The sequence below is a fragment of the Melittangium boletus DSM 14713 genome, assembly GCF_002305855.1.
Taxonomy (GTDB): domain Bacteria; phylum Myxococcota; class Myxococcia; order Myxococcales; family Myxococcaceae; genus Cystobacter; species Cystobacter boletus.
Genome location: NZ_CP022163.1, coordinates 9,194,762 through 9,209,153 on the forward strand (window position 1 = coordinate 9,194,762; position 14,392 = coordinate 9,209,153).

Consider the following 14,392-nt stretch of genomic DNA (forward strand, 5'->3'; position numbering starts at 1 on the left):
ATGCCCACCTCCTCTCCCCGGAAACGCGCCGGATCGGATCGGGTGTTCCATCCCGGTGCGCCACAATGGAACACCCGTCTCCCCGGTGACCTGGGAAATTCCAGCAACTCCAGGCCCTTGGCGTTGGCAACGTCCTTGCTCTGTCCCCCGGCATGAGGGGCGGCCAGAACGGCGCGCCCCCCCATTCTTCAAGGAGCGGTCGCCATGGACGTGCGTTTCCACGGAGTGAGAGGGAGCATCGCGGTGTCGGGGGCGCACGCGGCGCGTATCGGGGGCAACACGTCCTGTGTGGAGGTGACGAGCCAGGGCGAGCGCCTCATCCTCGATGCCGGCACGGGCATCCGCGCGCTGGGCGAGGTGATGATGCGCGAGGGAGCGCCGCACAAGGCGACCCTCTTCTTCTCGCACCTGCATTGGGATCATGTGCAGGGCTTCCCCTTCTTCACGCCGGGCTTCCTGCCCACCACGGAGCTGGCGCTGTATGGCCCCGGGCCCGAGGGAGACAGGGCGCTCGCGGCGGTGCTCGCCCGGCAGATGGAGCCACCGAACTTCCCGGTGCCCCTGTCCACCATGCGCTCGAAGATGGCGTTCCACTCGGCGCTGCACGGCCAGACGGTGGAGGTGGGCCCCTTCAAGGTGACGCCCTTCGACTCGCCGCACCCCCAGGGGTGCCTGGCCTACCGGGTGGAGGCGGATGGACACTCGTTCGTCTACGCCACGGACATGGAGATCTCCCTGGCCACGCTGGACGGGCGTCAGGCGCGGTGGATGGAGGGCGCTGACGCGCTGTGCCTGGACGCGCAATACACGCCGGACGAGTACAACGGCGCGCGCGGCATCCCGAAGAAGGGCTGGGGCCACTCCACCATGGTGGACGCGGCCCGGGTCGCCCGGGCGGTGGACGCGCGCCGGTTGTTCCTCTTCCACCATGATCCCGCCCACAACGACGAGCAGGTGGAGGGCATGGCCGAGGAGGCCCGCCAGGACTTCAGCGCCAGCGAGCCGGCGCGCGAGGGCAAGCGCATCATCCTCGGGGCCTGCGCATGAGGTCCGAGGGGCACATGAGCCCATCCTGCGCTAGTCTGCGCTCTCGTTTCGAGCTTCCCCCCCTGCCCGTCATGGCCCCTTCCCCGGACGTCAGTCACGTGCTCCTCCCGCTCGGCGGGCTCGTTGGCCGCGAGGTCGATCTCGATGCCTTCCTGCAGACGTTGATGGATCGCATCGCGGTGACGATGCAGGCGGACCGGGGAACGTTGTGGTTGTTGGATCCCGCCCGGGGCGACCTGTTCTCGCGCGCGGCGCACCTGCCCGAGGTGTCGCAGATCCGCGTGAAGCGGGGCCAGGGCGTGGCGGGCTCGGTGGCCGAGAGCGGCGAGCCCGTGAACATGCCGGACCCCCGGGGCGAGAGCCGCTTCTACGCGGACATCGACCGGATGACGGGCTACCGGACCACGACGATCCTCGCGGTGCCCCTGAGGGACGCGGGGGGCACGCTCTATGGCGTGTTGCAGGTGCTCAACCGGCGCGGGGGAGAGCGCTTCACGGACGACGACGTGGAACGGCTCATGGCCATCGCCGCGCAGGTGAGCCAGGCGCTGCAGAGCACGAGCCTGTACCAGGAGTTGCAGCGCGCCAAGGAGCAGCCCCAGGCGCCCGTGGGCTACTTCTTCAACCGCATCATCGGCGAGTCCGAACCGCTCAAGGTCATCTACCGGCTCATCCAGAAGGCGGCGCCCACGGACGCCACGGTGCTCCTGCGAGGCGAGAGCGGGTGTGGCAAGGAGTTGTTCGCCCGGGCGGTGCACGTCAACGGGACGCGGCGCGACAAGCCCTTCGTGAAGGTGGACTGCGCGGCCCTGCCGGCCACGCTCATCGAGAACGAGCTGTTCGGCCACGAGAAGGGGGCCTTCACGGGGGCGGATCACCGGGTGCCGGGCAAGTTCGAGGCGGCCGAGAGCGGCACGGTGTTCATCGACGAGATCGGCGAGTTGCCGCTGCCGGTGCAGGGCAAGCTGCTGCGCGTGCTGCAGGATCGCGAGTTCGAGCGCGTGGGCGGCACCCAGACGTTGAAGATGGACGTGCGCATCGTGGCGGCCACGAACCGGGATCTGGCGCGCATGGTGGCGGAGGGGAAGTTCCGCGAGGATCTCTACTACCGCATCAAGGTGGTGGAGTTGGTGCTGCCGCCCCTGCGGGAGCGCGGAGGCGAGGACATCGAGCGGCTGACGCGGCACTTCATCGCGTCGGCGGCCCGGCGCCACCGCCTGCGCACGCCCCGGTTGAGCGCGACGGCGCTGGAACGGCTCAAGCGCTACCGCTGGCCGGGCAACGTGCGAGAGCTGGAGAATTGCATCGAGAGCGCCGTGGTGCTGTGCGAGGGGGAAATCCTCGAGGAGCACCTGCCGCTGCCCAAGGTGGTGGAGGCCTCCTCCCCCCTGGCGTCCACGGAGCCGAGGGAGCTTCCGGGAGTGGAGACGGGCGAGTTGTTGCCCCTGGCCGAAGTGGAGAAGCGCCACATCCTGCGCGTGCTGGACGCGGTGAAGGGCAACCGGACGGCGGCCGCCAAGGCCCTGCAAATCGGCCGCAACACCCTGGGCCGAAAACTCAAGGAGTACGGTCTCTCCGACGAGGGGTGACCTTTCCAGTCCGGTCGTCTCTCAAACGACACAACCCAGAAATCGCCCATCCCCTCCCTTGCCTGGAACCACGAGGACAGTTCAGAGTGGTCCTCGATTCCGGAAATGGGGGAACGTCCATGAAGAGCGCGAAGCCGGGTGTATTCTATTGGCTGTTGGCCGCGGGACTTGCCGGAGCACTCATTGGAAGCAGCGCGGCCGCACTTCCACCCGAGTGCTATCAATGCAGACCCTGTGGTTGCTCTTCGGATGGGGGCCAGCTCCAGTGCTGTGGATCCGGCAACTGCTGAGCAAGCCCTTCCGTGACGACCTCACGCCCAGCGCGCATCGGAATCGCGTTCGCGGGAGCCGGTGTCCTCGTGCTCGGCTTCTTCGTCCTCGCGTCGCCCGCCCTCGATGAGCGCTCACCCGAGCGGATGGTGGAGAACCCACAGCGCCCTCCGCCCCGGACGCGGCCCGCCATCGCGCGGGCCCTCTGGTCCGGAGGGACGACGCCCCTCGTGACGGTATCCGCTCACGGCGTCCAGCGCCCGGCCACCTCGGAGCGCGCGAGCATGGCCTCGCGCTTCGCCGACGCCCTCGCCGCTCCCGCCAGATCCGCGCCCCTTCCACCTCCCCGTCCCCCGCCTCCGGCGGAGCCCTCACCGGACGGGCTGCCCGCCTCGGGCATGCGCTGCACCGTGGACGCCTCGGGCGCGCTCAACTGTGGCGAATGCCGGGTGGATGGAGATTGTCCGCCGGGCCAGGGGTGCGCCGCCAACCGGAGCACGCGGCGCAACGAGTGCATGGCGTCGGACTGCGAGGAGGATGCCCACTGCTTTCCAGGCTTCGCCTGCCGCGCACTGACCAATGGCGCCTCGGGCATCGTGGTGCGGCGATGCATGCCCGAGGGACTGCGGGCCAAGGGGGAAGCCTGTGACCTGGGGTATGTCTCCGCCGAGGGCTCCTGCCAGGAGGGGTTGGTGTGTCTGCTGGGGCGTTGCAGCGCGCGATGCCAGCGAGACAAGCCCGGGAGCTGCCCCTCGGGGTACACCTGCGAGGACAGCCTCGAGGGCCCCGCGTGCCACGCCCATTGTCAGACACTCGGGTGTCCCGAGGGACAACGGTGCAAGCAGCTCAACGGCTCGGATTACAAATGCCTCGCCACCGTGCGCGGAGAGTGTCCCGAGACACCCTGTGGTGAAGGAGAGCGTTGCAACCTGCGCTCCTTTCGAAGCCAGGGCGTGTTCTGGTGTGCCCAGCGCTGTCAGCCCATCCTCGGGAACAGTTGTCCCGAGGGACAGGTCTGCGGCATGGGCAGCGCCACCGAGAGCACATGCTTTCGCGCGTGTGATCCCCGGCGCACGGACTCCTGCGCCGAGGGTTGGGAATGCGCCACGGTGTCCGAGGATCTGTCGCAGTGGGGCTGCATCCCCACCACGGAGCCGTAGGCACCGGGAGGCTCAGCTGGCGAACACCCAGGCGGCGGCCACGGTGAGGCCCCCGGCGGCCGCGAACAACCGCCACGCCCGGCGCGTCAGCACCGAGCCCGTGGTCTCGCCCTGGTTGCCCAGAATCACCATGGCGGGCCCGCCCTGCCGGCCGCGCAGCTCGTACACCCCCGGCACCGGCCCCGGCCGCAGCTCGCCCACCACCAGGCACTCCTCGCCGAGCTTGCCCACGCGCTCGTAGGACAGCGCCTCCTCGGGAGGCAGGCCTTCCGCGGGAACGTTCGCGGCACCCGCCTCCGCGGGCAGGCCCAGGAGACAGGGCCGGGTCCGCTGGGGCGCCAACAGCAACCGGGGCGAGAAGCTCAACGCCGCTTCCGCCTTCTCGCCCTTCACCTGCAACAGCGGCGCGTAGGCGCGCTCCACGGACAGCAGGGAGCCCTTGCCGCCATCCGCCCGCCTGGCACGAACCTCCGCCTCGTAGAAGGCGCACACCACGCCGCCCGGCGACGTCACCGAATCACTCGCCGCGAGCCGGCCCCGGTACACGCCCCAGTGCGGTACCTGGCCCTGGCGCAGGGCGGCCACGCCCTCGTCGATGCCGCGAGGTGCCTCGGCCTTGAGCGCATCCGCGCGCACCCGCACCCGCGAGCCCGCCGCCGCGAGTCCGGCGGCCCCCACGAGCAGCCCAGCGCCCATGCCATGGCCCAGGGCGCCGAGCGACACCCAGGTGAAGGGCCCGGTCCCGTAGCGCAGGGCCACGAGCGAGTACAGCACCGCCAGCAGCGCGAACCAGGCGAGCGGTCCACGCGGTGTGAAGCTCCGCGCTTCCCTGCGTCCAAACGTGAACGCCGCCAGTACCAGCGCGCCCAGGCCCGCCGCGTAGAGCGGAGCAAATGCCAACCGCCAATCCATGGCTCCCCCTGCCCCGAATCCACTCCCCGGGACCGCCTCGGCGGTCCCCGACCGGGTCAAAGGTGAGGATGCGGCCGGAGGCTCGCAAGGGCATACCCCGCGCGCACGCCCGGGGCCCCCGTCACTCCTGTCGGGTTTCCGCCATGGGCTGGTCCTCGCCCTTCTGGGCCTGGAGGCCCCGCACCACCACGTCATCGAAGGTGCACTCCAGGTTGCGGCAGCCCATGGCCACCTTCGCCGAGCGCCCCTGGAAGCCCTCCAGGAACTTGTGCGCGAAGGGCTCCTCGGCGCCGTTGATGAACGCCTCCACGTCCACCCCGTTCTTCTTCTTCTTGAGCTGGAGCTTCACGCGGAAGGGGCCCTGGGGCATGGGCGTCTCGTCCTGCACCAGGTCCGCCACCTCCTGGGAGCTGTTGCCCACCACCTCGCGTCCGTCCACGGTGGCGTAGCGCCAGCTCAGGCGCATGCCCACGTCGGGGATGGCGTAGATGGACACCTGCAGGCCCGTGACGCGGAAGGACAGCTCGGCGTAGTGCTGCGCGTCGGGCTCCTCGGCGGGATAGCCCCGCCCCAGGGGCTTGGCGCTCATGACGGCCTCGGCGGAGAAGTCGTCGCTGGAGAAGTAGCGGTGCGCCAGATAGGCGCGGGGGATGAGCTGGCCTCCGCTGGCGTCATTTCCGCCCTGCATCGCGTGGAGCTGTCCGTCCACCAGCGTCCAGGTGCCCGCGTGGGCGTTCACATTCTCCTGGCCCACGACGAAGTCCAATCCCACGCGCACCCGCCCGTCGGACAGCTCATCCACCACCGAGCTGACGAACAGATCCGCGTTGGTGTTGACCGGCCAGACCTTGGGCCCCGGCACCACGCGCACGGGCCTTCCGCCCAACACCAGGGAGTTCTGACCCCAGGGCAGGACGATGGGACCGTCCAGCACGGAGCGCAGGCCCCAGAAGACCAGCACCACCGCGCCCAGTACCGCGAGCGCCGTACGCACCGGACGCCAACCCGAGTACCACCGGTCGCGCGCCCCCATGCCCACGGGCACGGCCTGCAGCGCGCCACTGGACGGCGGCGACGAGGACGAGACGTTCGTCACCAACGCCTCGAGCGCCTCGCACACCGCGTGGGCGCTCGCGAACCGCGCCCCGGGCTCGTTCTCCAACAACCGCTCCACCACCGTGTCCACCCGGGGATCCAGGCCGGGCACGCGCTCGGAGGGCAGGCGGAAGCGGCCCACCGGCACCTCGCGCGTGAGCATCTCGTAGAGCACCACGCCGAGCGAGAACAGATCCGCCCGCCCATCCACGCTCTTGGCGTCCCGCCGCTGCTCGGGCGCCATGTAGTTGAGCGTCCCCATGGCCACGGACGTGGCGGTGAGCTGGAGCGCGGTGGAGTCCGCCCGGCGGATGCCCGCGAGGCCGAAGTCCGCCACCTTCACATGTCCGCGCGCGTCCAGCAGCACGTTCTCCGGCTTGAGGTCGCGGTGGATGATGTCCTTGTCGTGCGCGCACTCGAGCGCCCGCGCCACCTGCAGCGCCACGCGCAGGGCCTCGGAGGGCGACAGCTCGCGCACCACCTCGCGCAGGGAGCGGCCCTCCACGAACTCCATCACGAAGAAGTAGTGCTCGCCCGCCACGCCCCGATCGATGATCTGCACGATGTTGGGGTGGTTGAGCGTGGCCAGCGCGGTGGCTTCCTTGTCGAAGCGCCGCACGAACTCGGGATCCTTGGCGAGCCGGGGTGGCAACACCTTCACCGCCACCTTGCGGCCGAGCGACATCTGCCGCGCGAGCCACACCTCGCCCATGCCTCCCCGGCCGAGCACCCGCTCCAGCTCGTAGCCCGGCAGCGCCACCGCGGGACTCGCCACCGAGGTGGCCTCGAGGCCGCTGAACGCCTCATGCGTCGGCGCCACTCCCGCCCGCGAGGCGCGCACGATGAAGTGGGCACCACAGGCGCAGGGCACCTCCGCGCCCTCGCGCAGGGTGCTCACCTGGTGCGCCCGCGCGCAGCTGGGACAGGACTGGGTCGTCATCGGGTGCGAGGGGGAGGCGTCGTGGTGGTGGTGCTCTCCACGCCGTGCACCCGGTAGGGCTGCACCCCCTTCTCCTTGCCCTTGACCTGGGTGACGGGCAGCGGCTCCACGTCGAAGCCCGTGCCCGCCTTGAAGACGGTGCTGTCGGTGGCCACCACCTCGCCGCCCCGGGCGAGTCCGCACAGACGAGAGGCCGTGTTCACCGTGTCGCCAATGGCGGTGAACTCATGGCGCTCGGTGCTGCCCATGTAGCCGACAACGGCCTGGCCGGTGTTCACGCCGATGCCCACCTCGATGGGCCGCTTGCCCACGGCCACGCGCGAGCCATTGAGGACCTCCACCGCGTCCTGCATCTCCAGCGCCGCGCGCAGGGCCCGCGCCGGATCATCCGGATGCTGCGAGGGCGGACCCCACACGGCCATGACGCAGTCGCCGATGAACTTGTCCAGGTTGCCCTCGTGGCGGAACACGACTCCGGCCATGAGGGTGAAGAACTCGTTGAGCATGCTCACCACCTCCTGCGGAGACTCGTTCTCCGACAGGGTGGTGAAGCCACGGATGTCCGCGAAGAGGACCGTCACCTCGGCGAGCCGGCTCTGGCGCAGGTCCTCCGTCTCGCCGCGGATCACCGCCTCGGCCACCGCGCGGGACAGGAAGCGGCTGAGCTCCGCGCGGGTGATGGCCTCGGACTGCACCTGCGCGGCCAGCGCCGCGTTCTCCAGGGCGATGCTCGCCTGGGCGGCGATGCCCGAGAAGATGGTCAGATCCTTCTCCGAGAAGGCGTTGGACTGCTGGCGCGAGTCGAGGAAGAGCACCGCCTCCAGCTTGCCCTTGGACAGGAGTGGCACCGCCATGGCCGAGCGGATGCCCTGCGCCACGATGCTCTCCGTGGAGGAGAAGCGCTCGTCGATGATGGCGTCCGCGATGAGCACCGCCTTGTGCGTCTCGGCCACCTTCTGAAGCACCGTGGCGGACACCATCACATTGGGCGGGCTGCCCGGGCGGTGCTTCTCGGCCACGATCGCGGTGAACTGGCCGTCCGCGGCCGGCTTGAGGATGACGCCGTGGTCGGCCGCCAGCAGCTCGAAGGACACCTTGAGGATCTGCTCGAAGAGGTTGGCGCCCTTGCCCTGCTGGCTCACCTCGCGGTGGAACTCGTAGGCGGTGCGCAGCTTCTCGTACTCGCGCCGCAGCGTGGCCAGTTCCTGGATCTGCTCGGCGGGCCGGAAGTTCTGCTGTGGCCCCTGCTGATCGATCTGCGCGAGGAAGGCGGGGGCGGAATGGGACTGCGCCACCACCGTCACCCGGGGCGAACGAGCGAGCGCCGCGGCGGCGGCCGCCGCCCCCGAGGGGCCCGACACGGTCGAGGCTTCCCCCGAGTGGAAGACGAGCCGCGAGGCCCCCAGGCTGATCTCGTCTCCGTCGCGCAGCCGCAGCTCCGCCACGCGCTTGCCGTTGACGAAGGTGCCGTTGGAGGAGCCCAGGTCGCGAAGGATGAAGTCGCGCCCCACCCGCTCGATGGTGGCGTGCTCCTTGGACACTTCCCGGTCCACCAGCCGCAGCGTGTTGGAGGGATGGCGCCCCAGGGTGGTCAACGGCCCGAGCGCGAACTCCCCCGTTGACCCGTCCGGAAACCGTCCCTTGAGGTACGGTCCCCGCGTGCCTGCGGGCTTTGTGGATGGAGGGGATCCTTGACTCACGCGCGAGACCTCGATGGCCCGGATTCCGGTGTCACCGGCGCGACACTACCAGAGCCCACCGGGCTCCGGAACGGTCACGACGCTTGCCTGGAGGGAACCCTCAGAGGGTATTTCCCGGATTTTCCGGGACCGTGGACGAGGGCCGTGAGCGGGAGCGAGCACCCCACGGAGTCGGGTTCTGGAAGGCGAGACCCACGGCCGGGTACAGGGTGACCCCACCCAAGTCCCGCTCCTGTCCGAAGAGGACCGGACGGCAGGCGCTGTAGCCTCCGGTGAACTCGGCATAGAGGTGCACGTAGCGGAAGCCCAGCGCGACCCCCACGCTGGCCCCCACGAAGTGACTGGACACCCGGGCGGGCAAGCCCAGCTCGAAGCCCGTCACGTCCTGGCCACCCCGCGAGAAGTCGACCAGCCGCGAGTCGAGCGAGGTGCGGCTGTAGATGTACTTGGGTGCCCCGTACAGCTTGAAGATGTCACCCACGTCCAGGCTCACGTAGACGGGCACCTCGAGGTCCCACCGGGAGAAATCGTTGATCTGGACGATCTCCAGGGCATCGAGGACGGGGCTCTTGAAGAGGTGGCGGGACAGGCCCACACCAAGCGCGACATCATAGGACTTGCGCCGGTAGTCGGGCAGCGAGTCGTCCTCGGGGTCTCCCCCATGCGCGAGCCGCGCCTTGCCATCGAAGCGCAGGGAGGTGCTGCTCAGACGCAGGCCCACGTCCAGGTCGTGCGAGGCGAGCAGTCCGGTGCGGAGCATCAGCTCATTGGAGGGGCCCGGCGGGGCCACCGCCAGCGCCAGGCCCACGCCCAGCAGCCGTTGGGCGTCCGCCTCGGCCAGGTGGTAGGCCTGTCCGGCGAGGATGGCGTCCTTGATGGACTGGCCCTCGGAGATGCCCTGCGACAGGAGCGTGCCCAGCTGGCCCGCCGGGACGAAGAGGCCCGCGGCACCGGACACCCGGACCTGGCCCCGGGCGAGCGGTTTGGCCGTCTGCATCGTGGACAGCGTCGAGGCACAACCCGTGACCGTCAGGAGAGCGAGTAGAAGAGCGATTCTCATGGAAGGCCGGCGACCATAGGCCGCGAGGGGAGCGATTGTCAGGCCCCGGGCCACTCCCTCCTTTCGTTCGGGGCGCTCCGGCTGTTAAGGGAGCCCTCGTGCGAATCAAGCAGAAACCCGAGGATTTCTCCGTCAAGGAGTCCTACCGCTTCGACGAGGTGGCCAGCGGCCGCTACCGCGTCTACCTCATGGACAAGCAGAAGCTGTCCACCTTCGACGCGGCCAACCGCCTGCGCGATGCCTTCGGCCTCAAGCCCGGCTCCATCTCCTACTGCGGCCTCAAGGACAAGCAGGGCCGCACCGAGCAGCTCATCGCGGTGGATGGCGCCGACGTGGACATGCAGGAGCCCGACCTGCGCCTCAAGTACCTGGGGCGCACGGACAAGGCGCTCTCGTCCGCCAACATCACGTCCAACCGCTTCGCCGTCACCGTGCGCATGCTCACGCAGGAGTCCATCGGGCCCCTCAACGTGGCGGCCGCGGAGATCAACCGCCTGGGCGTGGTGAACTACTTCGACAGCCAGCGCTTTGGCTCGCTCAAGCACGGCCAGGGCTTCATCGCCAAGGATCTCCTGCGGGGGGACTTCGAGGCCGCGCTGCACAACTACCTGGCGCGCCCCTCGGAGCTGGATCGCTCGGACGACGCCAAGGTGAAGGCCTTCTGGCGCGACAACTGGGGCAAGTGGGACGCGCGCGTGCCCTTCGAGGGCACCAAGAAGTACCACCGCGTCCTCAAGTCCCTGCGCGAGCACCCCGGCGACTGGGTGCGCGCCTTCCTGCAGATCGAGGCGGACTACCGCGCGATGCTGCTCTTCACCTACCAGAGCTACCTCTGGAACGAGGGCGTGCGGCGCTACCTCCAGGAGCTGCTGCCGCGCGAGCACCTCTTCCCCATGAAGTACCAGGCGGGCACCCTGCTCTTCCACCGGGACGCGGACTCCGAGACGCTCAACACCCTGCGCGACTCCACCTTCCCGCTGCTCGCGCCGGACTCCCTGATCGAGGATCCGAAGAAGCGCAAGGCCGTGGACTGGGTCATGGGCCGCGAGAAGCTGTCGCTCGAGCAACTGCGCATCGAGGAAGCCCCGCGCATGCTCTACTTCAAGCACGAAGAGCGCCCCACGGTGATCGTCCCCCACAAGCTCGTCATCGGCCGCGTGCAGAACGACGACCTGAACCGGGGCTACCTCAAGGTGAACATCGCCTTCACCCTGCCCCCTGGCGCCTACGCCACCCTCGTCATCAAGCGGCTCTTCCACTTCGAGTACGAAGAGGACAGCGCCCAGAAGATCCGCGAGGGCTGGTACACGCCCCCCGAGGAGCGCGACGGTGACGAGGCCCCCGCCGCCCGTCCGCCTCGAGGACCCCGCCGCCCGGCGGCCCGCGCCGAGGCCCCTCGCACCGAGGCTCCCCGCGCCGCGGCCCGGGGTGCCCGTCCCGCCAGCCAGGCGCCTCGGCGCCCGCCGGTCTCCGATTCCGCCGTGGGCAGACTGGCCCAACCCAAGGAGGCACCCCCTCCCGCCGCCGCTCCGGCCGCCCCCGTTGGGTTCCGCGAGCGCCAACGCCAGAAAAAGGACGCCAAGGTCCAGGCGCGCAAGGAGCAGGCGGCCAAGCGCCCGGAATCCCGGAAGAAAAAGTGATCGCTCCCTCCGCGTCCCCTCCGGGTGCAATGGGGGGGACGCACCCGCGTAGACCAGGGTGTGAACGCTCTCGCCCTCAACGCAGCACACGTCGCGGACCTCGCCCGGGCCATCGGGATGCGGATGGTGGATGAAGCCGTCGTCCCGGCCTGGAAGGCCGACGTAGTGGCAGCCCGCCGGGGGGATCCCTCGGCCTTCGAGTCGCTCGTGCGCGGAGTGCAGCGCCCCGTCTACGGATTGGCGCTGCGCCTGCTCGGCAACGAGGCCGAGGCCTCCGAGGTGGCCCAGGAGGCCTTCCTGCGCGCCTACCAGAACCTCCATAAGTACGACGAGTCGCGCCCCTTCGACCTGTGGGTGATGGCCATCACCCGCAACCTCTGCCTGGATCTGCTGCGCCGCCGCACCAAGGTGCGCACCCAGGAACTGGAGCCCATCAAGGACGTGCTCGCCAGCGATGAGGCGTCGCTCGAGGAGGGCGCCATCGCCCGCCAGGAGCGCCAGTCGCTGGAAGAGGCCCTCGCCACCCTGTCCGCCGACGACCGGGAAGTGCTCGCGCTCTACTATGTGCAGAAGCGCACCACGAAGGAGATCGCCCAGCTGCTGGGCTGCGCGCCAGGCACGATCATGGCGCGCCTCTTTCGGGCCCGGGAGAAACTGCGCAAGAAGATGAGCCCGGAGGAGCCCACATGACGCCCGAGTCCACCCAATGCCCGGACCTCGAGGCGCTCTTCACCGAGCTGGAGGAAGGCGCGGGCCCCTGCCTCGAACACGCGAAGGGCTGCCCCCTGTGCTCCGCCATCCTCGAGGAGCACCGCCTGTTGGAGAAGGATCTCTTCCGCCTGACGGATCCGCTCCCTCCGCCGGACCTCGTACACCAGGTGATGGCGCGAGTGTCCGCCGAACCCCCGCCCCTGCGCCGCGAGCTGTGGACGGGCGTGACCATCCTCGCCGTCTCCCTGCTGGTGGGGCTCGGGGTGCTGTTGTCCAACGACGCGGCCCTGAGCAGTGCCGGCACGGGGCTCGCGCGCTCCATGGTGAGCAGCCGGGCCGCGTTCGAGGCCCTGCGCAGTGGCGCCAATGCCTTGTGGAACACCGCCGCCGCGCCCGTCGCCGTGATGCTCGCCCTGCTCCTGTTCTCCTCCCTGTTCGGCATCAAGCGGCTGGCTGGCCACAGCCTCCCTCCCTCCGAAGCGTGAGTGTCGCCATGAAGACTTCCCAGCGCCTGTGGTTGTCCGCCGCCTTCCTCGCCGCGCCCCTGTCGCTCGCACAGCCCCCCGCGGATTCCCCGGCCACCCCAGCGGAGTCCCGGCCCCAGGACACCTTCCAGCTCCAGTTCCGCGGCACGCTGCGCGACGCCATCCAGAAGATCGCCGAGGAAGGCGGGCTCAACGTGGTGGTCACCGGCGCGCTGGACACGCCCGCCGACGTGCACCTCAAGAACGTCAGCGCCGAGCAGGCCCTGCGCACCGTGGCCCGCGCCTACTCGCTCAAGCTGGAGCAGGACGGCGGCATCTACACGCTGCGCGCGATGACGGCCGAGGAGAAGGCCCAGGCGCCGGTGATCGCCCCTCCACCCCTCCCCGTCGCCGCCCCCACGCCGACCCTCTCGCCCCCGAGCGCGATCGCCGAGAGCTCCATGCTGGACGAGGACGAGGTGAAGGAGCGCGTGCGCGATCAGATGAAGAAGCTGCGCCGCTCCAAGAAGGGCTCACAGGACGTGGTGGCCCGGGGACACTCGCTGGAAGTGAAGGAAGGCGAGACGGTGGACAGCGCGGTCGTCTACGGCGGCAACCTGGTGGTGAAGGGGAACGTGGAAGAAGACGCGGTCGTCTTCGGGGGCAACCTGGAGATCACCGGCCGCGTGGAGGGCGACGCGCGCGCCTTTGGCGGCAACGTGGTCCTCGGCCCGAATGCCTATGTGGAGGGCGACGTGTCGTCCTTCGGGGGCAGCGTCACCAAGGAACAGGGCGCACAGGTCGAGGGCTCCACCGAGTCCTTCGGCGGGGCCGGCATCGGCCGCACGGTGGCGGGGGAAATCAAGGAAAGCCTCCGGGAGGCGAGGCAGAAGGACTCCGACGCGCATGAGGAACGGGGCGGACGGCTCGCGTCCTTCCTGCTCAAGTTCGCCATGCTCTTCGGCATGGGCTTTCTCGGGCAGCTCTTCTTCCCGTCCCGGATGAAAGCGCTGGGCACGGAGATCCGCAACGAACCCGTGAAGAGCGGCCTCATGGGCCTGCTGGGCGCGGTGGCGCTCGTCCCCGTCCTCCTGGTCCTGTCGGTGACGATCATCGGCATTCCACTGGCCCTGGTCCTGGCGCTCGTGGTGCCCATCCTCACGGTGTGGGGCTTCGCGGCGGTGGCGAGTGAACTGGGCGCGCGGCTCCCCCTGCGCCCGGCCAAGAAGACGCAAGCGATGGTGCTGGCCCTGGGACTGCTCATCCTGCTGGTCCTCGGCCACCTGCCAGTGCTCGGCAACCTGGTCATGGTGCTGGCGTCGCTGGTGGCCCTGGGCGCGGTGATGCGCACCCGCTTCGGCAACCGCTCACAAGGTCTGCCCGAGCCCCTCTTCCACGACGAGCACGTGCGCGGTTGACCGGAAAGACCCGCGGCGCGAGTCCCAGGGACTCGCGCCGCGACGTTCATGCGGGCGGGAGTGGAGCGTTAGTGTCCCGACCGGGACTGATCCACGGGCGTGTCCTCCAGGCTTCGCTCCTCCTGTTCGCTCGACGCCAGATCGCGAGACTCCTCCGCCTCACCGCGGTTTCTCAGGAAGTCGATTCCCTTGCGGTTGACGGGCCGCTCCATGTTCCGCGAGTCGCCCTTCTCTGGCCGCTGCGGATCCCGCCCACTCAAGTTCCGTCCGAGACCCATACCGTGTCCCTCCTGTGTGAGTTCATGGGGCTGCGATTCAACCCTGTGCACGCAACCACGGGACGGGAGCCACGCGCCAGTCCAGGGAGCACCTGTCTGACCGGCCCC

12 protein-coding genes are annotated in these 14,392 nt (G+C 69.7%); 7 read left to right on the top strand and 5 right to left on the bottom strand.

The features are described 5' to 3' along the window. The first annotated feature begins 204 nt into the window (after nucleotides 1-204). From MEBOL_RS37915 to MEBOL_RS37925, 3 genes are all read left to right on the top strand, one after another. Complete coding sequence (locus tag MEBOL_RS37915) at nucleotides 205-1,047, top strand: MBL fold metallo-hydrolase (RefSeq protein ID WP_095981971.1); 843 nt, start codon at nucleotides 205-207, stop codon at nucleotides 1,045-1,047. A 14-nt stretch (nucleotides 1,048-1,061) separates the two neighbouring features. After that, complete coding sequence (locus MEBOL_RS37920) at nucleotides 1,062-2,636, top strand: sigma-54-dependent Fis family transcriptional regulator (protein ID WP_095981972.1); 1,575 nt, start codon at nucleotides 1,062-1,064, stop codon at nucleotides 2,634-2,636. 302 nt (nucleotides 2,637-2,938) lie between these two features. Next, nucleotides 2,939-4,066, top strand: a complete 1,128-nt coding sequence (locus MEBOL_RS37925; RefSeq protein ID WP_157823911.1) for a hypothetical protein — start codon at nucleotides 2,939-2,941, stop codon at nucleotides 4,064-4,066. A gap of 12 nt (nucleotides 4,067-4,078) precedes the next feature. Here MEBOL_RS37925 and MEBOL_RS37930 read toward each other — a convergent pair whose 3' ends face one another. From MEBOL_RS37930 to MEBOL_RS37945, 4 genes are all read right to left on the bottom strand, one after another. After that, entirely contained in the window at nucleotides 4,079-4,978 is a 900-nt protein-coding gene (locus MEBOL_RS37930) for a hypothetical protein (RefSeq protein WP_095981974.1), read from the bottom strand. Nucleotides 4,979-5,099: 121 nt separating this feature from the next. After that, nucleotides 5,100-7,013 (bottom strand): serine/threonine-protein kinase, encoded by a 1,914-nt coding sequence (locus MEBOL_RS37935; protein ID WP_095981975.1) that lies wholly within the window; start codon nucleotides 7,011-7,013, stop codon nucleotides 5,100-5,102. Then, nucleotides 7,010-8,713: an adenylate/guanylate cyclase domain-containing protein gene (locus MEBOL_RS37940; RefSeq protein ID WP_095981976.1), complete on the bottom strand. Its 1,704-nt coding sequence runs from the start codon at nucleotides 8,711-8,713 to the stop codon at nucleotides 7,010-7,012. The genes MEBOL_RS37935 and MEBOL_RS37940 overlap by 4 nt, the downstream gene beginning before the upstream one ends. 100 nt (nucleotides 8,714-8,813) lie before the next feature. Next, nucleotides 8,814-9,773, bottom strand: a complete 960-nt coding sequence (locus tag MEBOL_RS37945) for a hypothetical protein (RefSeq protein ID WP_095983258.1) — start codon at nucleotides 9,771-9,773, stop codon at nucleotides 8,814-8,816. Between the two features lie 98 nt (nucleotides 9,774-9,871). Between MEBOL_RS37945 and truD the strand changes: the two genes are divergently transcribed. The 4 genes from truD to MEBOL_RS37965 all read left to right on the top strand — a co-directional run bounded on the left by truD (nucleotide 9,872) and on the right by MEBOL_RS37965 (nucleotide 14,006). Continuing rightward, nucleotides 9,872-11,413, top strand: coding sequence for a tRNA pseudouridine(13) synthase TruD (truD, locus tag MEBOL_RS37950; RefSeq protein ID WP_095981977.1), 1,542 nt, complete (start codon nucleotides 9,872-9,874; stop codon nucleotides 11,411-11,413). A gap of 123 nt (nucleotides 11,414-11,536) precedes the next feature. Continuing rightward, nucleotides 11,537-12,103, top strand: coding sequence for an RNA polymerase sigma factor (locus MEBOL_RS37955; protein WP_179956488.1), 567 nt, complete (start codon nucleotides 11,537-11,539; stop codon nucleotides 12,101-12,103). Further along, on the top strand, nucleotides 12,100-12,609 hold the full coding sequence (locus tag MEBOL_RS37960; RefSeq protein ID WP_095981979.1) for a hypothetical protein: 510 nt from the start codon (nucleotides 12,100-12,102) through the stop codon (nucleotides 12,607-12,609). The genes MEBOL_RS37955 and MEBOL_RS37960 overlap by 4 nt, the downstream gene beginning before the upstream one ends. Nucleotides 12,610-12,617: 8 nt before the next feature. Next, nucleotides 12,618-14,006: a bactofilin family protein gene (locus MEBOL_RS37965; RefSeq protein WP_095981980.1), complete on the top strand. Its 1,389-nt coding sequence runs from the start codon at nucleotides 12,618-12,620 to the stop codon at nucleotides 14,004-14,006. A 68-nt stretch (nucleotides 14,007-14,074) separates the two neighbouring features. Here the strand turns inward: MEBOL_RS37965 and MEBOL_RS37970 are convergent, their stop codons facing one another. Continuing rightward, nucleotides 14,075-14,284, bottom strand: coding sequence for a hypothetical protein (locus MEBOL_RS37970; protein ID WP_095981981.1), 210 nt, complete (start codon nucleotides 14,282-14,284; stop codon nucleotides 14,075-14,077). Nucleotides 14,285-14,392 lie beyond the last annotated feature (108 nt).

What these genes read in the sequence shown, in the direction of transcription:
- MEBOL_RS37915 (WP_095981971.1), top strand. Translation starts at nt 205, where the DNA reads ATGGACGTGCGTTTCCACGGAGTGAGAGGGAGCATCGCGGTGTCGGGG.
- MEBOL_RS37920 (WP_095981972.1), top strand. Translation starts at nt 1,062, where the DNA reads ATGAGCCCATCCTGCGCTAGTCTGCGCTCTCGTTTCGAGCTTCCCCCC.
- MEBOL_RS37930 (WP_095981974.1), bottom strand. Translation starts at nt 4,978, where the DNA reads ATGGATTGGCGGTTGGCATTTGCTCCGCTCTACGCGGCGGGCCTGGGC.
- MEBOL_RS37935 (WP_095981975.1), bottom strand. Translation starts at nt 7,013, where the DNA reads ATGACGACCCAGTCCTGTCCCAGCTGCGCGCGGGCGCACCAGGTGAGC.
- MEBOL_RS37945 (WP_095983258.1), bottom strand. Translation starts at nt 9,773, where the DNA reads ATGAGAATCGCTCTTCTACTCGCTCTCCTGACGGTCACGGGTTGTGCC.
- MEBOL_RS37955 (WP_179956488.1), top strand. Translation starts at nt 11,537, where the DNA reads ATGGTGGATGAAGCCGTCGTCCCGGCCTGGAAGGCCGACGTAGTGGCA.
- MEBOL_RS37960 (WP_095981979.1), top strand. Translation starts at nt 12,100, where the DNA reads ATGACGCCCGAGTCCACCCAATGCCCGGACCTCGAGGCGCTCTTCACC.
- MEBOL_RS37965 (WP_095981980.1), top strand. Translation starts at nt 12,618, where the DNA reads ATGAAGACTTCCCAGCGCCTGTGGTTGTCCGCCGCCTTCCTCGCCGCG.
- MEBOL_RS37970 (WP_095981981.1), bottom strand. Translation starts at nt 14,284, where the DNA reads ATGGGTCTCGGACGGAACTTGAGTGGGCGGGATCCGCAGCGGCCAGAG.